General features: G+C 57.4%; 20 protein-coding genes. 7 read left to right on the forward strand and 13 right to left on the reverse strand.

Annotation, left to right across the window (positions count from 1 at the left end):
• Window positions 1-21 precede the first annotated feature (21 nt).
• The 5 genes from AC097N_RS12490 to AC097N_RS12510 are packed head-to-tail and all read right to left on the reverse strand — an operon-like array spanning window position 22 to window position 5127.
• Window positions 22-2160 (reverse strand): type IV pilus secretin PilQ, encoded by a 2139-nt coding sequence (locus AC097N_RS12490; RefSeq protein ID WP_479581347.1) that lies wholly within the window; start codon window positions 2158-2160, stop codon window positions 22-24.
• Window positions 2157-2675 (reverse strand): pilus assembly protein PilP, encoded by a 519-nt coding sequence (locus tag AC097N_RS12495; protein ID WP_479581348.1) that lies wholly within the window; start codon window positions 2673-2675, stop codon window positions 2157-2159. The genes AC097N_RS12490 and AC097N_RS12495 overlap by 4 nt, the downstream gene beginning before the upstream one ends.
• 20 nt (window positions 2676-2695) lie before the next feature.
• Window positions 2696-3370: a type IV pilus inner membrane component PilO gene (locus AC097N_RS12500; protein ID WP_479581349.1), complete on the reverse strand. Its 675-nt coding sequence runs from the start codon at window positions 3368-3370 to the stop codon at window positions 2696-2698.
• 12 nt (window positions 3371-3382) lie between these two features.
• Entirely contained in the window at window positions 3383-4051 is a 669-nt protein-coding gene (locus AC097N_RS12505) for a PilN domain-containing protein (protein ID WP_479581350.1), read from the reverse strand.
• The gene (locus AC097N_RS12510; RefSeq protein ID WP_479581351.1) at window positions 4048-5127 is read right to left on the reverse strand and encodes a pilus assembly protein PilM; all 1080 of its coding nucleotides are present in this window, start codon (window positions 5125-5127) and stop codon (window positions 4048-4050) included. The genes AC097N_RS12505 and AC097N_RS12510 overlap by 4 nt, the downstream gene beginning before the upstream one ends.
• A gap of 258 nt (window positions 5128-5385) precedes the next feature.
• Here AC097N_RS12510 and AC097N_RS12515 point away from each other — a divergent pair, with 258 nt between their 5' ends.
• Entirely contained in the window at window positions 5386-7770 is a 2385-nt protein-coding gene (locus AC097N_RS12515; protein ID WP_479581352.1) for a penicillin-binding protein 1A, read from the forward strand.
• Between the two features lie 56 nt (window positions 7771-7826).
• Here the strand turns inward: AC097N_RS12515 and cyaY are convergent, their stop codons facing one another.
• Entirely contained in the window at window positions 7827-8156 is a 330-nt protein-coding gene (gene cyaY, locus AC097N_RS12520; RefSeq protein ID WP_479581353.1) for an iron donor protein CyaY, read from the reverse strand.
• A gap of 12 nt (window positions 8157-8168) precedes the next feature.
• On the opposite strand from cyaY, the gene lptM reads away from it, so the two are divergent.
• Window positions 8169-8402: an LPS translocon maturation chaperone LptM gene (lptM, locus tag AC097N_RS12525; RefSeq protein ID WP_479581354.1), complete on the forward strand. Its 234-nt coding sequence runs from the start codon at window positions 8169-8171 to the stop codon at window positions 8400-8402.
• The gene (lysA, locus tag AC097N_RS12530; protein WP_479581355.1) at window positions 8399-9691 is read left to right on the forward strand and encodes a diaminopimelate decarboxylase; all 1293 of its coding nucleotides are present in this window, start codon (window positions 8399-8401) and stop codon (window positions 9689-9691) included. Before lptM ends, lysA begins: the two co-directional genes overlap by 4 nt.
• 120 nt (window positions 9692-9811) lie before the next feature.
• Here lysA and AC097N_RS12535 read toward each other — a convergent pair whose 3' ends face one another.
• The 5 genes from AC097N_RS12535 to AC097N_RS12555 form a co-directional block, all read right to left on the reverse strand.
• Window positions 9812-10453: a protein-methionine-sulfoxide reductase heme-binding subunit MsrQ gene (locus AC097N_RS12535; protein ID WP_479581356.1), complete on the reverse strand. Its 642-nt coding sequence runs from the start codon at window positions 10451-10453 to the stop codon at window positions 9812-9814.
• Entirely contained in the window at window positions 10453-11460 is a 1008-nt protein-coding gene (gene msrP / locus AC097N_RS12540; RefSeq protein ID WP_479581357.1) for a protein-methionine-sulfoxide reductase catalytic subunit MsrP, read from the reverse strand. Before msrP ends, AC097N_RS12535 begins: the two co-directional genes overlap by 1 nt.
• 84 nt (window positions 11461-11544) lie before the next feature.
• A complete protein-coding gene (gene ccsB / locus AC097N_RS12545) occupies window positions 11545-12879 on the reverse strand; it encodes a c-type cytochrome biogenesis protein CcsB (RefSeq protein WP_479581358.1) in 1335 nt (444 codons plus the stop codon).
• A gap of 1 nt (window position 12880) precedes the next feature.
• Complete coding sequence (locus tag AC097N_RS12550; RefSeq protein WP_479581359.1) at window positions 12881-15004, reverse strand: cytochrome c biogenesis protein ResB; 2124 nt, start codon at window positions 15002-15004, stop codon at window positions 12881-12883.
• Between the two features lie 124 nt (window positions 15005-15128).
• Complete coding sequence (locus tag AC097N_RS12555; protein ID WP_479581360.1) at window positions 15129-15794, reverse strand: c-type cytochrome; 666 nt, start codon at window positions 15792-15794, stop codon at window positions 15129-15131.
• A 75-nt stretch (window positions 15795-15869) separates the two neighbouring features.
• Here AC097N_RS12555 and yihA point away from each other — a divergent pair, with 75 nt between their 5' ends.
• Complete coding sequence (yihA, locus tag AC097N_RS12560; protein ID WP_479581361.1) at window positions 15870-16577, forward strand: ribosome biogenesis GTP-binding protein YihA/YsxC; 708 nt, start codon at window positions 15870-15872, stop codon at window positions 16575-16577.
• 95 nt (window positions 16578-16672) lie between these two features.
• Complete coding sequence (locus AC097N_RS12565) at window positions 16673-17596, forward strand: alpha/beta fold hydrolase (protein WP_479581362.1); 924 nt, start codon at window positions 16673-16675, stop codon at window positions 17594-17596.
• 53 nt (window positions 17597-17649) lie between these two features.
• Here AC097N_RS12565 and AC097N_RS12570 read toward each other — a convergent pair whose 3' ends face one another.
• Entirely contained in the window at window positions 17650-18516 is an 867-nt protein-coding gene (locus tag AC097N_RS12570; RefSeq protein WP_479581363.1) for an LpxL/LpxP family acyltransferase, read from the reverse strand.
• Window positions 18516-19346 carry a lysophospholipid acyltransferase family protein gene (locus AC097N_RS12575; protein ID WP_479581364.1) on the reverse strand — a complete coding sequence of 277 codons (831 nt, stop codon included), beginning with the start codon at window positions 19344-19346 and terminating at the stop codon, window positions 18516-18518. Before AC097N_RS12575 ends, AC097N_RS12570 begins: the two co-directional genes overlap by 1 nt.
• Before the next feature lie 190 nt (window positions 19347-19536).
• On the opposite strand from AC097N_RS12575, the gene metK reads away from it, so the two are divergent.
• Together metK and AC097N_RS12585 are read left to right on the forward strand one after the other, a co-directional pair.
• Window positions 19537-20718 (forward strand): methionine adenosyltransferase, encoded by a 1182-nt coding sequence (gene metK, locus AC097N_RS12580; RefSeq protein WP_479581365.1) that lies wholly within the window; start codon window positions 19537-19539, stop codon window positions 20716-20718.
• Between the two features lie 27 nt (window positions 20719-20745).
• Complete coding sequence (locus AC097N_RS12585) at window positions 20746-21963, forward strand: glycosyltransferase family 9 protein (RefSeq protein WP_479581366.1); 1218 nt, start codon at window positions 20746-20748, stop codon at window positions 21961-21963.
• The last annotated feature ends 12 nt before the right edge of the window (window positions 21964-21975 follow it).

Genomic DNA, 21975 nt, shown 5'->3' on the forward strand with positions numbered 1-21975 from the left:
TTTTTTCTTTATCGTCAAGTGTCAGCGCGACGCCTTGTCTGCAACCACTTTAGGTGTAATAAAAACCAGCATTTCCTGCTTGTTTGAAATCTTGGAGCGGCTCTTGAACAGATTACCGACGCCGGGCAAATCACCGAGCAAAGGTACTTTGGTTTCACTATCGCTCTCGGTCAATTCAAAAATACCACCAATGACCACGGTTCCGCCGTTTTCAACCAGCACCTGGGTCTGAATGTGTTTTGTATTGATTGCAAAGCCAGCCGCCGTTGACTGGCCCACCGTGTCTTTGTTGACATCCAGCGCCAGAATGATGTTGCCCTCCGGCGTGATTTGAGGTGTCACTTCAAGTTTCAAATTCGCTTTACGGAACGCGATCGATGTCGCTCCGCTGGCAGAGGCCACCTGATAGGGCAACTCGGTACCCTGCTCAATCAGCGCCTTGATTTGGTCTGCGGTCACCACTCGGGGGCTGGACACCACCTTGCCTTTGCCGTCGGCCTCAAGCGCTGACAACTCGAGGTTCAGGAATCGATTGGCGGCTGAACTGAAGATAGACAACGCAAAAGTCGCGGGGTTATAGCCGTTTTGCCCCACTGCGGGCAAGTTCACGAAGTTGCTCGTGAGGTCATTCGTGCCGCCTGCGCCACTGCTTGCGACTGCATTGGAATAGCTTGAACCAAAAGCAATGCTGTTGCCGCCCCCCAATGTATAACCACCCGTGCCGCCGTTTTGAGCACGCAGGTCATTGCCACCCAGCTTGACGCCCAATGATTTTCCAAAGGTGTCCGAAGCCTCAACAATACGCGCTTCAATCAACACCTGGCGCACGGGGATATCCAGCTTGGCAATCAGTTGCTGAACCTGCTCCAGTTTGCTTGCAATATCAGTCACAAACAACTGGTTGGTGCGGGCCTCAGAAATCGTGCTGCCACGAGGGCTCAGCAAACGGGAGCTGTTACCACCTGTACCGCCACCCGTTGCCGTCAACTGCGCCGCGACTTCAGATGCCTTGGTGTAGTTCATCTGAAAGGACTGGGTACGCAAAGGCTCCAGGTTTTGAAGGGCTGCGATCGACTCCAGCTCCAGTTTTTCCTTGGCGTTGATTTCGTCTTTTGGCGCGATCCAGAGCACGTTACCGGTTTTGCGCATGCCCAAACCCTTGGACTGCAAAATAATGTCAAGCGCCTGATCCCAGGGCACATCCTGCAGACGCAGGGTCACCGAGCCGGTGACAGAGTCAGAAGTGATGATGTTGAAATTCGTAAAGTCAGCGATGACCTGCAGCAATGACCGAACTTCAATGTTCTGGAAATTGAGTGACAGTTTTTGCCCTGTGTAACCGGGCCCTTGTGTCAGCTTGGCTGGATCTACTTTGAGCGGTTTGACCTCCACCACAAATTGGTCGTCACTCTGGTAAGCGCTATGGACCCATTGACCCTTGGGCTCAATGACCATACGGACGCGATCGCCAGTTTGGAACGATGTAATCGTCTGCACCGGGGTTCCAAAATCAGACACGTCCAGACGGCGACGCAATCCCTCAGGCAGCGAAGATTTCATGAACTCAACAACCAGAGTTTGCCCCTGCTGGCGAATGTCCACACCGACTTGGTTGTTGGGCAAGGACACGACTACACGCCCGGAGTTTTCGACTCCACGACGGAAATCAAGGTCTTTGAGTGGCAGGGTGTCTCTAGCACGATTTTCAGAAAAAACCTGTGGCGCGGCGGCAAGAGGGGCTGTCGCAACAACCGCGTCCAAAATAACCAGCAATGATTTACCCTGCAATTGGGCTTTGTAGGGCGTAGACTGCTTGAGATTCAACACAACCCGCGTGCGATCCCCCGCCTGCACCACGCTGACCGACCTTAAATTACCTTGATTGATTTCGACCGTGGAACGCCCCATCGCATTTGAAATACCCGGAAAATCAAGCGCGATTCGGGCTGGTGACTGGATCGAAAACCCGGTTGGGATCGCGTTCAGCGGCTGTGTCAGGTCGATTTTGACAATCTCAACACCCCCCTGAATTGACCCGGACACGGACTCAATGGCGACAGGCTCCTGCGCATGGGACGAAACAGACCCAAGCGCGAGTACCGCAACCATACAGACACGTTGCCACATTCGCGTCACCAACCTATAGTTCTGATTATTCATTTCGACCTCTCTTGCAGCTGCAAAGTAGCTGTGCGTTCAATCCACTCGCCCACAGCGTCCTGCACAATTTCACGCAGCATGACTTCTGTCTCGTTAATTTTGGTCACCCGACCGTAGTTCTGACCGAGATAGTTGCCAGGTCGGACTTGGTACAGCAAGTTTTCGACTTTCACCAAGGCCACAGGCTGCCCCGCTTTGGACAAACTACCGACCAGCGACATGCTGTCCAGCGGGAACGACTCAAGAGCCTCTTTCCGGCGAGCCAACTCAGGGGCAATCAATGCACCATTGGATGCAGCCTGAGTGGATTCCCGTTTTAGCGCCTGGGTCAACTTTTGAATGCTAAAGGGCTCGATCGCGGTGACTTGACTGTAACTTTCCGGCTTGAACTGTTTGGGTTCAGAAATCGGTGTAATCCGCGGCTTGGTCTGGCTCTTTTGCTCCGTCATCCATTGACGCAACTCATCTTCTGTCGACGCCCCACATCCGGCAAGCGCCAGCGCAACAACGATCATGAACAATCTGCAAGAAAAAATCATTTCTTGACTCCCTTCGACACGGCCGCTTTTTGCTGCGCCGCAACTTCATCCAAGTCAAGATAGCGAAATGTCTTGGCCGTGGCTTCCATCGCCAAAACACCATCCTTCGATGGCAGGATTGCCAGATTATTCAGCGTCACGATGCGGGAGAGATTGGCGATATCAGAGGCAAAAGCGCCAATGTCGTGGTAACGGCCTGTCACTTTCACGGCGATCGGAAGTTCAGCGTAGTAGTCTTTAACACTGACTTGCCCTGGGCGAAACAGGTCAAACTGAAGACTGCGCCCCAAGCCCGCCTGGTTGATGTCAGACAGCAACGCATCCATCTCGGCTTTGCTTGGCAATTGTTTCTCCAATTGCGTCACGTATTGCTGAACCTGTTCACGTTGCTTCTTCAGCGCTTCAAGGTTGACTGCCTTGCCCAATTTGACCGTGTACTCTGCGCGCAACGTCACTTCTTTCGCCTGTTCGATCTCAAGCTCTTCTTGTGAAGTACTGAGCCACAAGAACCAAAGTGCCACAACGACAACGGTGGACACCGCAATAAAAAGCAAGTTGCGCGGAATCGCAGGCCACAGTGACGGATCTTTCGGATCGAGGTTGCGGAACTGCCCAAGCAGCTTTTCCTGCAATGCGGGAAAATCAAAATCCATTGATAGTTTGCGTGCCATGGTGCCGTACTCCTACTTTGATACAGGAGTTGAGGCAGCAACCATGGGGGTCACTGCCATTGAGCTTGGCGCTGAACCGGGAGCTGGCGTACTGGCTGCGGCTTGCGCTTTTTCGGCTTCGCTGGCACGAACCAAGTGCACACGAATGGTGAAGTTGGAAACGCGCCGCTGCTCCCGAGGCGTCAAAGCGACGGAACCCGCAATGATCTCCACGAGCTCCGGCTTGGAGAACCACGGGGAATTGTTACCCAAATTGCGAAGCAGCTCGGACACCCGTTCGTTCGACTGGGCAACGCCCTGCAACGCCACACTCTGGTTCTCTTGCTTCATGCTGGCGATGTATACGCCATCGGGAAGTTGTTTGACGATCTCTGTCAACAAATGCACAGGCATGTTTCGGTCGGCCTGAAGGTCTTCTACCGCCTGCTGGCGTGCGCGCAGAGCGGCGATCTCAGCCTCTAGCCCTGCAATGTCTTTGATTTGGTCATCAAACCGCTTGATTTCACTCTGAAGGAGTTGGTTTTTTCCCTGCTGATCAGCAATCTGCCCCTGATACCAAAGAAAGACCATGCCGGCAATCAAACCACCTACAAGGGCCGATGCCCCCAAACTCACGTTAAAAATATCCCGGCGCCGCTTACGCGCAACCTCACGGTGAGGAAGCAGGTTGATCAAAATCACTGCATGAACCTCCGCAACGCCAGTCCACAGGAGGTGAGGTAGGACGGTGCCTCGCGCGTCATTTTCTTCAGCCGAACACCATCGCCCATTGTCATCCCCTCAAAAGGATTGACCAAAGTGCAGGAAAAGGTAGTGTGTTGGGTAACAGCGGCCGTCAAACCTGGCAATGCGGCAGAACCACCTGCCAACATCACAAAATCTACCTTGTTGTGAGGCGTACTGGTAAAGAAAAACTGCAAGGCACGCCCAATTTCCTGCACCATGCTTTCCACAAAAGGCTTCAAAACGCTGGCTTCGTAATCATCCGGCAACTCACCACTTCGTTTCTTGCTCTCCGCCTCTTCCAGCGAGAACCCGTATTGACGAACGATCAACTGCGTCAGTTGAGCCCCACCAAAGGCCTGATCGCGGTCATACAGGACTTCGTCGTTGCGTATGACTTGCATGCTGGTGGTCAAGGCCCCAACTTCAAACAGGGCAACAATGCTGCCTACGCCTTTGTTGGGCAGATTTTCAATGAGGCGCGCCGTGGCCAGGCGAGAGGCATAAGACTCCACATCAACAATCACGGGATTCAGACCGGCTGCCTCTGCCAAGCCCTGAATGTCCTGAACCTTTTCACGGCGGGATGCGGCAATAAGCACCTCAATATCACCGGCAGAAGATGCACTGGGCCCAACAACACAGAAGTCGAGGCTCACCTCGTCCAAAGGAAAGGGGATGTATTGATTGGCCTCGGTCTCGACCTGAAGCTCCAACTCCTGGTCAGACATGCCGCCGGGCAGGATGATTTTCTTTGTAATGACGGCCGAAGGCGGCAACGCCATGGCCACATTCCTGGTCTTGGCTCCACTCTTCTTGACCAATCGACGGACGGCGTCAGCCACTTCATCAAATTTTTCGATATTGCCGTCCGTGATCCACCCGCGCTCAAGCAGCTCGATCGCACAGCGCTCAAGCACCAAATTACCAGCCTTGTCGTGACCTAACTCGACCAATTTGACACTGGAAGAACTGATGTCCAAACCCAGCATAGGCGCGGGTTGACGGCTAAACAACGACCCCAAAGAGATCAAAACTATCCCCTGAAACAGGCCAATCGAGGATCAGCGAAACTTAAGAATTCACTTCAATGCTATCAGCAAGCTCGTTGTATCGAAAGGTTTTTTCAACCCGCTAAAAATACGACCGTTGTCTAAAGCAGACGTTCTGCGTTGCATTGTCTCAAGCATTTCGACACAAAAAGACACAGATGAAGTGAAACATGTCGATAGAGGATACTAGTGCGCCGAATCATCAAAATTATAATAACGCGGTGATCCAACGAAGTTTTTATGCCATCAAAATCTCCGAATTCTGCTAGCAATCAGCCTACTACCCCCAGCTCATCACTCCATTGGCTACTGCGCATCGCGCTGTGGGCGGCGGGACTATTGGTGGCAGGAATCGTGTCAGTACTGATCATCATCGGGATCGCACTGGCGGTCGCATTTCCAAATTTGCCGGACGTATCGGCATTGCAGGATTACCGGCCCAAACTGCCTTTGCGGGTGTTCACAGCCGAGGGCAATCTGATTGGTGAGTTTGGTGAGGAGCGTCGACAAATGACGCCCATCAAGGAGATTCCGAAGGTGATGACCGACGCCGTGCTGGCCATCGAGGACTCGCGCTTCTACGAGCATGGTGGTGTCGACTACAAGGGTGTTCTACGGGCTGCACTGGCCAACCTGGGACGAATCAAAAGTCAGGGGGCCTCCACCATCACCATGCAGGTGGCGCGCAACGTGTACCTGTCGTCCGAAAAAACGTACACCCGCAAGATTTACGAAATTCTGCTGACGTTCAAGCTGGAACACACGCTGACCAAGGACCAGATTCTCGAGATCTACATGAACCAGATTTTTCTGGGAAATCGCGCCTATGGTTTTGCGGCCGCGTCGGAGGCCTATTTCGGGAAACCGCTCAAGAACATCTCCATTGCAGAAGCGGCAATGCTCGCCGGCCTGCCCAAGGCCCCTTCAGCGTACAACCCCATTAGCAATCCAAAGCGGGCCAGGTCCCGTCAGCTGTACATCATTGAACGCATGCAGGAAAACGGGTTCATCACAGCAAGCGAGGCGGAAATAGCGAAAAAAGTAGAACTGCAGGTCAAATCGAACTCTGACAACACCAAGGTTCACGCCGAGTATGTAGCCGAGACGGTGCGTCAACTCATGTTTGCCCAGTACGGTGATGAAACCTATATTCGTGGCCTCAATGTGTACACCACGCTCAGGGCCGCGGACCAGGAAGCGGCGTACAAATCATTGCGACGCGGCATCATGGATTTTGAACGGCGCCAGATTTACCGGGGACCCGAGAGTTTTGTGACCTTGCCGTCCACAGTCCAGGAGATGGAAGATGCCATTGACGACGCGTTGGGCGAGCATCCGGACAACGGCGACATCATGGCCGCCGTCGTGTTGGACGCTGACAGCAAAAAGGTCACGGCCATACGCCAGAACGGGGAGACCATCGAGATCACTGGTGATGGCCTCAAACCAGCCCAGTCGGGTCTGTCTGACAAGGCGGCTCCCAACATCAAGATCCGGCGCGGCGCCGTCATTCGCGTCGCCAAAACACCTAAAAACACATGGGAAATCACCCAGTTGCCGGAGGTGGAAGGTGCGTTCGTGGCGCTCGATCCGCGGGATGGTGCCATCAAGGCACTCGTGGGCGGCTTTGATTTTGAGAAGAATAAATTCAATCACGTGACGCAGGCCTGGCGTCAGCCGGGCTCCAGCTTCAAGCCGTTCATCTACTCCGCAGCGCTGGAAAAAGGATTTACGCCGGCCACAGTCATCAATGATGCGCCGCTGTTTTTTGAGGCTGGCGTGACGGGTGGACAGCCCTGGGAACCCAAGAACTACGATGGCAAATTCGAGGGACCGATGACGATGCGCCGGGGGCTGGCCAAGTCGAAAAACATGATCTCCATTCGCATTTTGCAGTCCGTCGGCGCACAAAAAGCACAGGAATGGATCACTCACTTCGGCTTTGAGGCTGACAAACATCCGGCCTACCTGACGATGGCCTTGGGTGCCGGTTCGGTCACGCCGATGCAGATGGCGTCTGCCTACTCGGTGTTTGCCAATGGCGGTTATCGGATCAACCCCTGGCTGATCAGCAAAGTGACTGAGCAAAAGGGCAAAATTCTGGTTGAAACCATTCCGCCTGCGCTGGATGAGTCATTTCGTGCGATTGATGCCCGGAACGCCTTCATCATGGACAGTCTCCTGCAGGAGGTCACCCGTACAGGTACGGCGGCATCCGCTCAGGCGATCCTGAAACGGCCTGACTTGTACGGAAAGACCGGCACCACCAACGACTCCATGGATGCCTGGTTTGCCGGCTTCCAGCCGACTCTGGCGGCGGTCACCTGGATTGGTTATGACACCCCCCGCAAACTGGGCGACAGGGAAACCGGCGGTGGCTTGAGCCTGCCCATCTGGATTCGTTTCATGGAACAGGCCTTGAAGGGCGTCCCGGTGATGGAACCCACTGCGCCCGAAGGGGTTGTGAACTCAGGCGGCGAGTGGTTCTACGATGAATACGTTCGGGGCGCAGGCATTAGAAGCTTGGGGCTTGAAAGCAGACCGGCCGGCGATGCGTCGCCGGGTGCCGAACCCCTGCCCGAGGCGGACGAGAAGAAACAAATCATTGATTTGTTCAAGAACTGATCAGAGCGCTGCCACGGCAGGCGCCCACAGCACGGTGGCAGGGGCCTAACTCCCAGTCAGGCCGAAAACGCGAGTTGGCAACCGGCTTGTTCGCTTGCGAATTTTGAAAGATTGGCAAAAAACTCGCCCTGGCCTTTGGTATCCATCCACTGTTTGCTATCAAATGTATAGTGGTAGCCGCCGGACTTGGCCGCCAGCCATATTTCATGCAAGGGCTTTTGCAGGTTGATAACGATCTGGCTGTGGTTTGAAAAAACCAGTGTCACCATACCGCCCGTGCGCTGGTTGTCGATGTCAGCGAGGTCCTCGTCGTTGATTCGGTCACAGCCAGCCTCCACGGCTTTGAGGAGGGTTTCTGCGTGATCCATGAATTCTGAGTCGGTCATTACAATTTCACCATGTTGCTTTTCACCAGAATTTTAGTCAGTCCGCTTGTCCTTGGCGTCAGTGCGGTGAGCTTGTCAGGCTGCGGCCAACAAGGTTCCCTGTATTTGCCCACGGAAGCGGCCGCCGCCCATCGCGCCACCTTGCCAGAAACGCTACTGCCATCAAGGTCTGGCATAGCCACAAAGCCTGTAGCGCCCCCTTTATCCAGCCCCCCTGCTTCGGCAACTTCACCCGCGCCCCAATGACACCCCAAAATCTTCCCGGCCAACCTCATATTGCTTACCGGGGCAATGAACTGTTCACAGAGGAGGTGCGCTTGAGTGACCTGGCCCAAACGCATGGCACGCCGCTGTTTGTGTATTCCAAGGGCGCGATGTTGTCGGCACTTGCCGCCTACCAGCGGGGGTTTGCCGGACGCCAGGTTCAAATCTGTTATGCCATGAAGGCCAATCCCGCCTTGGGCGTGATTCAGGTGTTTGCCGAAGCGGGCTGCGGTTTTGACATCGTTTCTGCCGGTGACATGGACCGCGTCATGGCGGCGGGCGGCCAGGCCAGCAAGATCATCTTCTCGGGAGTGGGGAAAACACGCCTGGAAATGCGTCGTGCATTGGAGGCAGGCATTGGCTGCTTCAATGTCGAGAGCGAGGCTGAACTTGAAGTCCTGAGTGAAGTCGCCTTGTCCCTGGGCGTGAAAGCGCCTGTCAGCATTCGCGTCAACCCCAACGTCGACCCCAAAACCCACCCCTACATTTCCACCGGGCTCAAAGGCAGCAAGTTTGGTGTGGCCCATGACCGTGTCGTTCAGACCTACCTGCGCGCCGCCGAACTGGCGGGCGTACGCGTTGTCGGTATCGACTGCCATATCGGGTCGCAGATCACCGAAGTCGAGCCCTACCTGGACGCCGTGGACCGCATGCTGGACTTGGTGCAGGCCATTGAAGCGGCAGGCGTGCCACTGCATCACATTGATTTCGGAGGCGGGCTGGGCATCAATTACAACGACGACACGCCGCCTTCTGCTGACGATCTCTGGAAAAAGATGCTGGCCCGACTGGACACCCGTGGTTATGGCGATCGACAACTGATGATCGAACCTGGCCGCTCCCTGGTCGGCAACGCAGGGGTGTGTCTGACCGAGGTGCTCTACCTGAAGCCCGGCGAGCAAAAAAACTTCTGCATCATCGACGCGGCGATGAACGACCTGCCCCGCCCTGCCATGTACCAGGCCTTTCATCAAATCGTGCCACTGGCGTCACGCGCTGGTGCCACAACGACTTACGACGTGGTCGGTCCCGTGTGCGAAAGCGGTGACTGGATTGGCCACGACCGCGCCTTGGCGGTACGGCAAGGTGACTTGCTGGCGGTGATGTCCGCAGGCGCTTACTGCATGAGCATGGCCAGCAACTACAACTCACGGGGGCGTGCGCCCGAGATTTTGGTCGATGGCGCACAAAGCCATGTCATTCGGCAGCGGGAAACGATGACGGACCAGATGCGCCAGGAGAGCTTGGTCGGACAAATGCCCAACGCTTAAGCACAGGGATGGGTCATGCCTGACGGCGCCCTCAGGCATGACCCATCCGGTTTTTTTCTGATGAATTTCGGACATATTTTGCTATATTTTTTATAGCTACTACAGCACAACCCGCCTGGGCTACAGCCTCTTTTTCTTTAAATACTGCACCAAACGCCAGCCCAGCAGGGTGCCCAGAATGGCGGCGTAGACAAAGACCTCGGCAAAATTGTTTTTGCCTGCGCGCATCCAGAAGAAATGCAACAGCGCCAACCCGGCCACCCCATACACCAGCTTGTGCAGAAGCTGCCAGCGTTTGGCGCCCAGGGCCTTGATGGCTCGGTTGAATGACGTCAGGGCCAGCGGCGTCAGCAGCACAAAGGCGGAAAAACCCACCAGGATGAAGGGCCGCTTGGCAATGTCTTTGGCAATGTCCGCCACCTCAAAACCCATGTCGAACCAGCTGTAGCTCAGCAAGTGCAACACCACATAAAAATACATGAACAAGCCCAGCATGCGTCGAAACCGCGCCAGGGCCGGTGTGCCGGTGATCACGCGCAGCGGCGTGACGGCCAGCACCATGCACAAAAACCGCAGCGTCCAGTCGCCCGTGGCACGCACCAGCGCTTCAGCCGGGTTGGCCCCCAAATGGTTGCCAATGGCCGCGTACACCAGCCAGACAAATGGCAGCAGCGCCAAGCCAAAAACCACGGGTTTGGCCGCACGGTGCATCAGCAGAGTCTTCACCCCCCACTGCGCACGCGGCCGGGCGAGGGCAACCATCAGAAAAGCTTTTTCAGGTCCATGCCCGCGTACAGCTGGCCAACCTGCGCTTCGTAGCCATTGAACATGAGCGTCTTGCGCTTTTTGGCAAACAAGCCGTCTTCCCCAATACGACGCTCGGTGGACTGACTCCAGCGCGGATGATCCACCGCGGGATTGACGTTGGAGTAGAAGCCGTATTCGCTGGCCGCCGCCTTGTTCCACGCCGTGGCAGGTTGTTTGTCGGTGAAACGGATTTTGACCAGGCTCTTGCCGCTCTTGAACCCATACTTCCAGGGCACCACGAGTCGCACCGGCGCACCGCTCTGGTTGGGCAACACCTCGCCATACATGCCGAAGCTGAGCAAGGTGAGCGGATTCATCGCCTCGTCCATGCGCAGTCCCTCCACATAGGGCCATTCCAGCACGCGGGAACCGACAAAAGGCATGGTTTTGGGATCGGCCAGCGTGACGAATTCAACGTATTTCGCGCTGCCTAGTGGTTCGACCCGTTTGATCAACTCGCTCAACGAGTAGCCCACCCACGGAATCACCATGGACCAACCCTCGACGCAGCGCAGCCGGTAGATACGCTCCTCCTGCGCACTGAGCTTGAGCAGGTCTTCCAGGTTGTACTTGGCGGGTTTCTTCACCAGCCCTTCGATCTCAACCGTCCACGGACTGGTCTTCAGGGTGTGGGCGTTTTGCGCCGGGTCCGACTTGTCGGTGCCGAACTCGTAGTAATTGTTGTAGGTACTGGCGTCCTTGTAGTCCGTCAGCTTTTCCATGGTGATGGCGCCGGGCAGGCTGGATTTGACACTGCCCAAGGCTGCCAGTTTTCCGGGACGGGGCGTCACCGCGGCATTTTGTGCATGTGCCTCGCGCATGGCCCAAGACGCCATGGCGGTGCCTGCCACGCCGCTGGCCATCAGCTTGATGAGATTACGACGCCCTTCGTAGACACCTTGGGCGGTGATTTCACTGGAAACCGGATGGGAAAAGCCATCGCGATGGTTCTTGATCAGCATGGTGCAGTCCTCGTTTAAAGCTTGGTCGGGGATGGAGACCTCTTCTTACAAAACCACAATGCAATTCCCCACGACCGGATTGAATCAGAGCGTTCCGTAGCTGTGCAAGCCACTCAGGAACATGTTGACGCCGATAAAAGCGAAGGTTGTGACGGCCAGCCCCGACAACGCCCACCAGGCGGCGACCGTGCCGCGCAGGCCCTTCATCAAGCGCATGTGCAGCCAGGCGGCATAGTTGAGCCACACAATCAGAGCCCAGGTTTCTTTCGGGTCCCAACTCCAGTAGCCACCCCAGGCTTCGGCCGCCCACAGGGCGCCCAGCACCGTGGCAATCGTGAAAAAGGCAAAGCCCACCGCAATGGACTTGTACATCACGTCGTCGAGAATTTCAAACGAAGGCAGTTTTGAAGCGATTTGGCGCCGCCCGAACAGAATGCCACCCACGATCAGGGCCGAGATACCAAAGTACACCGCCCAGTAGTCACTCATGCCACCGACCGCAGATTTGCGAAACACAATGGGCTCAAAACACAGCACGATGCCCAGCAGCCACAAGGGCGCCAGCTTGTACCAGCGCGTCTCGCCAGCCTGTTGCTTGATCAGATAAGCGAATGCCACCATGGCGGCCAGGGCAAACGTACCGTAACCGATGAAATTGGCAGGTACATGCAGCTTCATCCACCAGCTTTTGAGCGCGGGAACCAGCGGCTGGATCTCATGCGCGCCGCGCACCAAGGTGTACCAGAGCAGAAAACCCACCGCCGCGCTAACCACCAGCATGACAAAAGCCCCCAATGCCCGGGTTTTGTACTGCGCCTCAAAGTACAGGTAGAACGCCGCCGTCATCCAGCAGAAAAGCACGAACACTTCATACAAATTGCTCACGGGAATGTGACCCACATCGGCGCCCAGCAAATAGCCTTCGTACCAGCGAACCATGGTGCCGATCAAGGCCATGCCAACCGCCACCCACAAGAGGCGCGAAGCCACCAGCGACATCGCGTCACCCTGCCCCGGTGCGAACATGCCAATCCAGTAAAAAATGGTGCTCATGAAGAACAGCATGCTCATCCACAGGATGGCCGACTGGCTCGACAAAAAGTATTTGAGCCAGAACACGCTGTCGGCGCTCGCCAGGCTGCCCTGGTAAGACACGATGCCCAGCAGGGAGAATCCCGCCACCGCCAGCATCAGCACGCGCAGTGGACGCCAAAACCAGGCCAGCATGATCGCGCTGGGTATGGCGCCCAACAAAATGCCTTTTTCATACACATCCATCGCCGCGTTGTAACGCGAGAAGGTGTAGAGCCCGGCCACCACCACGATGACGGCAAACAGCCAGTCAAACCAGTTGCGCTTGGCAAAATAACCCTCATTCAGGGTCAAGGTGGTGCTGTAAGTTGTTGAAGCGGTGTTCATGTCATTCTTCCTTGATTCCAATCAGCTTGAATTTCAGCTGCTCAAATTCGCGATCGCCATCCATCGTTTTGCGGTTGCTTGACAGCGCCATCGTGGCGGCGGACTTGTCGCCACCGTCACGTGGCGCAAGCCAGACCCAGAGCCGCCGCTCGCGGATATAGAGCATTGCAAAAACGCCAAAAATCAACAAGGCACAGCCCAGGTACACGATGTTTTTGCCGGGCGCCCGGGCCACCTGGAAGACGCTGGCCTGCACTTGCGTGAAGTCCGCCAGCTGCATCACCATGGGCGAAGGATAAACCTGCGCATCGCTCAGTGCCAGCACCGACTGCGTCATGAACGCCTGCGTCTTGTCATTGGGCTCGAAAGGTTTCATCCCGGCGCGCTCGCGCGTAATCTGGGCCATTTCATACAGGACGCCGTTCAAAATCCGAATCAGCACATCGCCCGCTTTGGCCCGCTCGCCTTCCGGCACATTGGTTTCCAGGAAATCGGCCACGGCCTGCAAACCGCCCGTGGTCTTACCGTCTTTGCCTGGCTCCGCACCTGAAAAGAGGGCCAGGGCGCGCGCGGCAGACACGGTCAGGGGTTTGATCAAATCCGGACGGCTGGCATCCACGGCATGTGACACATAGCGTTTCACCGCCAAATCACGCACGCCAGCGTCCATCAAGGCAGCGCGCAGCCGGAAGAACTCGTCGGTCGAACCCTGCTCATCGGCCGGGACTCGAAGATAGCGAAAGACCTCCGCTGGCGAGTCGCGTAGGCCCATCAGGAAAACCGGGGCACCATCCCCCATGTCCACGGGCAACATGTAATTGTGAAACTCTCGCGCCTGCCCTGACGCATCACGCAATTTGTAGGTGATGCTGGGGCCGACATTGCGCAACTCCTTCTTGGCGTCTGCCTTGTTCGCGGCACCCAGGCGGGAATCAATCGACTCCCGCAAATCCACCTTGCGCACATCCACTGCCGTGACCCCATTGCCCGCAAAGTTTTCAACGTTGATGACCCGCAAGCCGGTGTACTCCAGCGTGAGCTTGTCATTGCCATTGCTCAACTGGGATGAACTGCCAATCACCCCTTCAATCTCAAACGGCTTGGTCGCTGCATTCATGGGCAAGGCCTTGAGCTTGACCTTGGAACCCCCGTCATCAAAGCTCGACTGGTAAATCTCCACCCCTTTGTAGTTGGCGGGATGGTTCACCTCGACACGGGCCGGTATTTTTTCACCTGTATGGATATCGTGAATGACAATATCGCTAGCAAACAGCTTGGGCATACCGGTAGAGTAGTACTCCACAACAAACTTCTTCAGCTCAACCGCAAATGGCAACTCCTGCAAGAGGATGCCGTTGGACTGGTTGAGCACCGCTGTACTGGACTGCGTGCCCTCGGCCACCACAAGATTCGCCCGAAACGTCGGGTTGCGCTCGCTCAAACGGTGCTCGGGCTTGACGTCAGCCATCATGCCGCCGCCGTTGTAAACCGTCTTTCCGTTGAACCACATCTGGGCCCGGACGATCAGGTCACCGTCCAGCAAGCCGCCCAGGCAGACCAGGACAATCGCGCTGTGCGCGGCGATGTAGCCAATTTTATTCACGGCGCCCGCCTTGGCCGCCACCATCCACCCGATTGCGCCCTCTTTGTCGCGTTGTTGCAGCTTCACTTTCCAGCCACCGCCCACCAGCATGTGGCCAATGCGTTGGGCCGCCTGTTCGGGAGTTTCATTCAAATCAGCTTGAGCCCGATGCCCAAAAGCCTTCAGGCTTTGTTCACGAATATTCTCTTTGTAAGTTCTGAGATCTGTGAAAATTTTGGGGGTGTTGCGTGCAATGCACAGCGAGGTACTGATGACCAGGAACGCGAGGATCAACAAGAACCACCAGGCGCTGTAGACCGAATACAGACTGACGGCACCGAAAACCTGTGACCAGAACGGTCCAAACTGGTTGACGTAATTGTTGGCTGGCTCATTTTGTTTGAGCACGGTGCCAATCACGGAAGCAATGCAGATGACGGTCAACAAAGAGATGGAAAACCGCATTGATGACAGCAACTCCACCGCTGCGCGAGTGACGCGGGAACCGGATTTGAGTTCTAGACCTTGGGTGGAGACTGTCATTTCGAAATTGTCGTTAACTCAAAAAAAAAGGCAGGCCACTTCAACATGGACCTGCCCCGTTAGGGTTGGGAGTCTGCAATTAGTTCAATGTAAAACCAAACGCATTCACCAGCAACATGACGGCTTAGCGCAGCCCCGCCACATAGTCAGCGACGGCCCTGATTTCGCGGTCATTGAGCTTGGCCGCAACTTCGGACATTTGCACGCTGTTCTTGCGCGCACCATCACGGAAAGCGGTTAACTGTACAACGGCATAGTCAGCATGCTGACCACTCAAGCGGGGATATTGAGCCGGGATACCCGCACCATTGGGGCTGTGGCAACCAGCACAGGCGGGCACCTGGCGATCGGCAATGCCACCGCGGTAAATGCGCTCACCCAAAGCCACCAGGTCTTTGTCTTTTGCAAAACCGGTCTTGGCGGTCTTGGAAGTCAACCAATATGAGATGTTTTTCATGTCGGCGTCGCTCAGTCCGGCAACCATGCCCGACATGACCGCGTTGGCGCGTTTGCCAGACTTGAATTCCTGCAACTGCTTGACCAGATACTCCGGGTGCTGCTGAGCCAGTTTGGGGTTCACCGGAATGCTGGAGTTGCCGTCGGCCGCGTGGCAGGCGGCGCAGGCGACACCGAAACTGGCCTCGCCCTTGACCAGATCCGGCTTCACCGCTTTCACGGGCTCCGCCTTGGCCTCGGCGTGAGCCGCAGCAGGCTTGGCTTCTTCAGCCAAGGTCGAAAAAGTGGGGGCAGCCAGTGAGGCAGCAATCAGAAAAGAGGCAAGCAACTTCATATATGGAGGTGTCGAGTCAGGTGAGCAAAACTGCATGATTCTACAATGCTGGTACGGGTCTTCCCGCTTTAATACATGACTACCAACTCAAAACCCCTGGCTTCGGCCCCCAAAACGCCGTCGCCGGACACCGCACCCAAGACCGCGGCCAACATCGCGCTGGGCTGGCTTCACACGGCCAAATTCCTGACCACCGCACCTCAACTGCATTTTTTGCCCGCCATGGACGTGCCCGAAATTGCTTTTGTGGGCCGATCCAATGCGGGAAAATCCACCTGCATCAATACCTTGACACAGCAAAAGCAGCTCGCTTTTGCATCGAAAAGACCGGGACGCACCCAGCACATCAACCTGTTTGCCCTGGGCAAGCAGGGCGTGACCGATGCGGTGCTGACCGACTTGCCCGGTTACGGCTATGCCGCTGTGCCCAAGGCCGACAAGATTCGCTGGCAACAGGTGATGGCCAATTACCTGGTCACGCGTGAAAATCTCAAAGGCATCGTGCTCATGTGCGACCCACGCCATGGTCTGACCGAGCTGGACGAAATCTTGCTCGACGTGGTGCGCCCCCGCGTTGAAGAAGGCCTGAAATTTCTGGTGGTCTTGACGAAAGCTGACAAACTGAACCGCGCCGAGCAAACCAAGGCGCTGTCCATCATGAAGCTGCAAGCCGGCGGTGGCGAAGTCCGGCTTTTCTCGGCACCCAAGCGCCAGGGTATTGATGAAGTCGCCACCCTGCTGTGGCAATGGGCGCACCCGGACGCGGAGCCCGCCCAGAGCTAACCCTCTGGCCACAACGCCGCGGTCCCAGAGGCGACTGTGGCAACCGGGGCATCATCGTAATCTCGGCCCGTTTGAATTCACAAGGGCGGACCGCGATGATCGAAACTTTTGCACAGCCACTGCCCCACGGCATCACCCTGAGTTGCCGGGCCAGCGGCGAGCGCGGGCGCCCAGTACTCCTGTTTCTGCACGGCTTCCCGGAGGCGGCTTTTGTGTGGGACGTGCTCCTCGAACACTTTGCACGCCCGGAAAACGGGGGCTACCGCTGCGTGGCGCCCAATCTGCGCGGGTTCGAGAAATCCAGCGCACCGACCGAGGTGAGCGCCTACCGACCCAAACACCTGATTCAGGACATCGCCGCGCTGATTGCCATGGAGACGCAAGGCGGTCCACTGGCCGCACTGGTCGCCCATGACTGGGGCGGCGCGGTGGCCTGGAACCTGGCCAACCAGTTGCCCGAACTGACCCAAAAGCTGGTCATCATCAACTCGCCGCATCCCGGGACTTTTTTGCGGGAACTCAAAGGCAACCCGGCCCAACAGGCAGCCAGCGCGTACATGAACTTTCTCATTCGTCCGGATGCCGAGCAACGCCTGGCAGAAGACGACTTCCGACGACTCTGGGAATTCCTGACCCGGACCCCCAAAGGCACGCAGGATCCCGATTGGCTGACCGACAAGGTCAAGGCACAGTACCGGGAGGTCTGGACAGCAGGCCTGACTGGCGGGTGCAACCTCTACCGCGCCTCCCCTTTGCGCCCGCCGCGACCCGAAGACCCGGCTGCGGCCAACATCGACCTGCCGCTCAACATGCTGACCGTGAGTTTGCCCACGCTGGTCATTTGGGCCCTGGACGACATCGCGCTGCCACCGGTCCTGATTGAAGGCTTGGGCCAGTATGTGACGCACCTGACTGTCCGGACCGTGCCCGATGCCAGCCACTGGGTGGTGCATGAACACCCGGCGTTACTGGCCCAATGGATCGCTACATTTCTGTCGAGCGAATATGCTACCAATTAGATAGCTACTACCGCACACCCTTCCTGGGCTAGAGGCCAATATCGTCAATATTTTCAATAAACACCCGGGACACCCGACGGTCGATCTTTAAAGCGCTTATGGACCCAAAAATACTGGTCCGGCATGGTGTCAATGAACGACTGCAGGCGAAGGTTCATCAAGGCGGTATCGGTCCCCACATCGTCGGTGGGAAATCCAGCCCAGGCGGGCATGACTTCAACTTCATAACCCCGGGCGGTCATGCGGGTGATCACCGGCACCACCTTGGCACGGCCCAGCTTGGCAAAACGCGACAGCGAGGGCACGGTGGCCGCGGGCACGCCGTAAAACCGAACAAACACCGACTCTTCCGGGCCAAAATTCATGTCAGGCAACAAATACAGCGGGTCGCCAGCCCTCAGTGCCGCCACGATGGTCTTGACCCCATCGACCCGCCCGAACAAACGGGGATGACCAAACCGCTGGCGCCCCGCCAAAATCCACCCGTCCAGCACCTTGTTGGCCTGGTCGGTGTAAATAGTGGTGAAGTGGCGTGGGAGTTGTTGCGTCAAAGCTGTCCAACCGGCATCCAGCCCGACAAAATGGGGTGCAAAGATCACCACCGGGTCACTGCCCTGCAGTTCATGGAGGGCACCAGTCAGGGTCAATCGCTTGCGGTTGATGGCCTCAGACCCGTGCCAGAGCCAGCCCCGGTCCATCCAGGCCTGCGCGAAATGCACAAAGGTGCAAATCGTCAGTGCCCTGATCTGAGGTTCGGTCCGATCCGGAAAACACAGGCGCAAATTGGTCTGGGCCACGCGTCGTCGCGGCACCGCCAGCGCATACAGTGTCCAGCCCAACGCCCAGCCCAATGCACGCACCCATGCCAGCGGCAAACGCCCCATGACATGCATGACATAAATCCCAAGACGGCTGAACATCACAGTTCCTGCCGCGGCTGCTTGTAGCGCGCGTAGCCCCACAAGTATTGCTGGGGGCAGACCTGGATCAACTCTTGCAGGGCCCGGTTGATGACTGCCAGCGCCTGCTCGCCCTCAGAGGGCAGTGCGGTCAACAAGGGCCGCACATGCACCCGGTAGCCTCGGCCCCAGGACAAACGCTCGCCCCAAGCCATCAGCACGGTCGCACCGGTTTGCTGGGCCAGTCGCACTGAGAGCGTCATGGTGTAGGCGTCGCGACCAAAAAATGGCACCCACAGGCCCATGCCCAGCGGAGGCACCTGGTCTGGCAACAGGCCCAGACATTGCCCCTGCTTCAGGGCCTTGATCATCTGTTTGACACCGGCCAGTGTGGTCGGCGCCGTGTTGAGGCCGGGGCGTGTGCGTGCCTGGCTGACCAAGTCGCGCAGCCACGGCTGACGCGACGGACGAAACAACACGGTGATGGGATGACGCCCCTGCCCGTAGCGCTGGGCATAGGCTTGGGCGGTGATCTCAAAACATCCCAGATGCGGCGTCAAAAACACGACACCGCGCCCCTGCGCCAGTGCGTCGTCCACAAACCGGGCGCCATCCCACGCCACCGGCACGGGCCGCCCCAGCCACAGGCGTGGCAATTCGGCCACCAGCTTGCCGCTTTGGGCAACAGCCCCGAACCACTGGCGCCAGCCCAGCCCGGCTTGCCGGGCATTCGCCAGGAAGCGCCGGCGGTATACCCCGGAGGCCAGGAACACCAGCCATCCCAAGCCCGCACCCACGCCATGCGCCAACCACAGCGGCAGTGCAGACATCATTTTGAAAAGTGTGATCATCACTGGGATAAAATCAAAGAGTCGCTGAGTTATGGAACTACTTGCAGGGCGACACACAGGGCGGTTCGCAAGAGCCGCCATTGTGCCTTGTCAAATTTGACGAATCTGCTAAAGCGTTCGCCGAAGCCTCCCAGCCCAAGCAACGCGGTCTTGAACTTGTTGCAACTGCTGCTGATTGGAGCTTTTTAATATGGCGAACGATTTTCTCTTTACCTCCGAGTCCGTCTCTGAAGGTCACCCCGACAAGGTGGCCGACCAGATTTCCGATGCCATCCTGGACGCGATCTTCAAGCAAGACCCCAAGTCCCGCGTGGCCGCTGAAACCTTGTGCAACACCGGTCTGGTGGTGCTGGCCGGTGAAATCACGACCAACGCGCATGTGGACTACATCCAGGTAGCGCGTGACACCATCAAGCGCATTGGCTACGACAACACCGAGTACGGCATCGACTACAAGGGTTGCGCCGTGCTGGTGGCCTACGACAAACAAAGCAATGACATCGCCCAGGGCGTGGACCATGCCAGCGATGACCATCTCAACACCGGTGCTGGTGACCAGGGCCTGATGTTTGGCTACGCCTGCAACGAAACACCCGAGCTGATGCCCGCGCCCATCTACTATGCCCACCGCCTGGTCGAGCGCCAGGCCCAGTTGCGCAAAGATGGCCGCCTGCCCTTCCTGCGGCCTGACGCCAAGAGCCAGATCACCATGCGCTATGTGGACGGTAAACCCCACAGCATTGACACCGTGGTGCTCTCCAGTCAGCACAGCCCCGAAATGAGCGACGGTACCAAGATGAAACCCGCCTTCATTGAGGCGGTGATTGAAGACATCATCAAACCCGTGTTGCCCAGGGAATGGCTGACGGCTGACACCAAGTACCTGATCAACCCCACCGGGCGTTTCGTCATTGGGGGACCGCAAGGTGACTGTGGCCTGACCGGGCGCAAGATCATTGTGGACACCTACGGCGGCGCCTGCCCGCACGGCGGCGGCGCCTTCAGCGGCAAAGATCCCACAAAAGTGGACCGCTCCGCCGCGTACGCAGCCCGTTATGTGGCCAAGAACATCGTGGCGGCTGGCCTCGCGCGTCAGTGCCAGATTCAGGTGGCCTATGCCATTGGTGTGGCCAAACCCATGAACGTGACGGTGTACACCGAAGGCACCGGCGTGATCTCCGACGACAAGATCGCGGCACTGGTGCATGAGCACTTTGACCTGCGCCCCAAAGGCATCATCCAGATGCTGGACTTGCTGCGCCCGATTTATGAGAAGACCGCAGCTTACGGCCACTTTGGCCGTGAAGAGCCTGAGTTCTCGTGGGAGCGGACCGACAAGGCGCAAGCACTGCGTTCAGCCGCCGGCCTGTAAGCTGACTCCACAGGCAGACCTCAACGCATGAAACTACAGACACAACGCTGGATAGACCGCTGGATGGGCCAGGCCCTGTGCGCTGTCGTGTCTGTGTGGGCCAAACTCATGATGGCCGGACGGCCCGCTGCCACCTTGAGCCGTGAGCCCCGCCACATCCTGGTAATCCTGTTGTCCGAAATGGGCAGTGTGGTGCTGGCTGGCCCCATGTTTGCGGCGCTGCGCCAGCGTTACCCCGGCGCCACGCTGCATGTGCTGCAACTCAAGAAAAACCAGGAAGTGGCCAAACTGCTGGGGCTGGCCCAAGCCGAACACCTGCATTCGCTGGACGACAGCGCAGGGCTCGGTTTGTTGGGGGATATCTGGCGCGTCAGCATGGCACTGCGCCGGCTGCCGCTGGATGCCGTGATCGACTGCGAACTGTTTTCCCGCATCAGCAGCCTGATGTCGTACATGAGCGGTGCGCCGGTGCGTGTCGGCTTCACGCCGCACACGCAAGAAGGCTTGTACCGCGGCAGCTTCATCAACAAGGCCATTCCCTACAACCCGTACCAGCACATCAGCAAGCAATTTTTATCGCTGGTCGATGCGCTGGAAGCGAATGGCATGCCGCGCAACAAGGCTGCGCCCATTCGCGAAATGCCGGTGGACACGCAACTGTCGGTGCCGTTTGAAGCCGCCGAGCTGCAAGCCTACCGCAGCAAAATGTTCACGGACCATCCAACACTGCAGGGGCGCAAAATTGTGCTGCTGTATGCCGGTGGTGGCCTGCTGCCCGAGCGCGCCTGGCCCGCTGCACACTATGCCCAGGTGGCGCGTGGCCTGTGCCGGGCCGGACATGCCGTGGGCCTGATTGGCTTGCGTGACGACGCCCAGTTGGCCAAGGACTTGTTGACCCAGATCCAGAGTGAATTCTGTGTGGACCTGACGGGCTACACCCGCAGCATCCGTGAACTGCTGATGCTGTTTCATGGTGCCGATTTGCTGATCACCAACGACGGCGGCCCCGGCCACTTTGCCAGCCTCACGCCCATTCGGACCATGGTGTTTTTTGGCCCGGAAACCGGTCGGCTGTACGGCCCACTCGGGCCCCGCGCCACCGTGCTCGAATCGGGCATGGCCTGCTCCCCCTGCCTCAGCGCCTACAACCACCGCGAGACTTTTTGCGATGGCGACAACCAATGCCTCAAACGCCTTGCCGCCGACCCGGTGCTGGCCGATGCCTTGCAGGTTTTGAAGCCCTGACAGGCCCCATTC

This window comes from Rhodoferax sp. LS1R11, assembly GCF_056521395.1.

Excerpts from the sequence above, each read along its gene's own strand:
- AC097N_RS12490 (WP_479581347.1), bottom strand. The coding sequence starts at position 2,160 with ATGAATAATCAGAACTATAGGTTGGTGACGCGAATGTGGCAACGTGTC.
- AC097N_RS12495 (WP_479581348.1), bottom strand. The coding sequence starts at position 2,675 with ATGATCGTTGTTGCGCTGGCGCTTGCCGGATGTGGGGCGTCGACAGAA.
- AC097N_RS12500 (WP_479581349.1), bottom strand. The coding sequence starts at position 3,370 with ATGGCACGCAAACTATCAATGGATTTTGATTTTCCCGCATTGCAGGAA.
- AC097N_RS12515 (WP_479581352.1), top strand. The coding sequence starts at position 5,386 with ATGCCATCAAAATCTCCGAATTCTGCTAGCAATCAGCCTACTACCCCC.
- cyaY (WP_479581353.1), bottom strand. The coding sequence starts at position 8,156 with ATGACCGACTCAGAATTCATGGATCACGCAGAAACCCTCCTCAAAGCC.
- lptM (WP_479581354.1), top strand. The coding sequence starts at position 8,169 with ATGTTGCTTTTCACCAGAATTTTAGTCAGTCCGCTTGTCCTTGGCGTC.
- lysA (WP_479581355.1), top strand. The coding sequence starts at position 8,399 with ATGACACCCCAAAATCTTCCCGGCCAACCTCATATTGCTTACCGGGGC.
- AC097N_RS12535 (WP_479581356.1), bottom strand. The coding sequence starts at position 10,453 with ATGGTTGCCCTCGCCCGGCCGCGTGCGCAGTGGGGGGTGAAGACTCTG.
- msrP (WP_479581357.1), bottom strand. The coding sequence starts at position 11,460 with ATGCTGATCAAGAACCATCGCGATGGCTTTTCCCATCCGGTTTCCAGT.
- ccsB (WP_479581358.1), bottom strand. The coding sequence starts at position 12,879 with ATGAACACCGCTTCAACAACTTACAGCACCACCTTGACCCTGAATGAG.
- AC097N_RS12550 (WP_479581359.1), bottom strand. The coding sequence starts at position 15,004 with ATGACAGTCTCCACCCAAGGTCTAGAACTCAAATCCGGTTCCCGCGTC.
- AC097N_RS12555 (WP_479581360.1), bottom strand. The coding sequence starts at position 15,794 with ATGAAGTTGCTTGCCTCTTTTCTGATTGCTGCCTCACTGGCTGCCCCC.
- yihA (WP_479581361.1), top strand. The coding sequence starts at position 15,870 with ATGACTACCAACTCAAAACCCCTGGCTTCGGCCCCCAAAACGCCGTCG.
- AC097N_RS12565 (WP_479581362.1), top strand. The coding sequence starts at position 16,673 with ATGATCGAAACTTTTGCACAGCCACTGCCCCACGGCATCACCCTGAGT.
- AC097N_RS12570 (WP_479581363.1), bottom strand. The coding sequence starts at position 18,516 with ATGTTCAGCCGTCTTGGGATTTATGTCATGCATGTCATGGGGCGTTTG.
- AC097N_RS12575 (WP_479581364.1), bottom strand. The coding sequence starts at position 19,346 with ATGATCACACTTTTCAAAATGATGTCTGCACTGCCGCTGTGGTTGGCG.
- metK (WP_479581365.1), top strand. The coding sequence starts at position 19,537 with ATGGCGAACGATTTTCTCTTTACCTCCGAGTCCGTCTCTGAAGGTCAC.
- AC097N_RS12585 (WP_479581366.1), top strand. The coding sequence starts at position 20,746 with ATGAAACTACAGACACAACGCTGGATAGACCGCTGGATGGGCCAGGCC.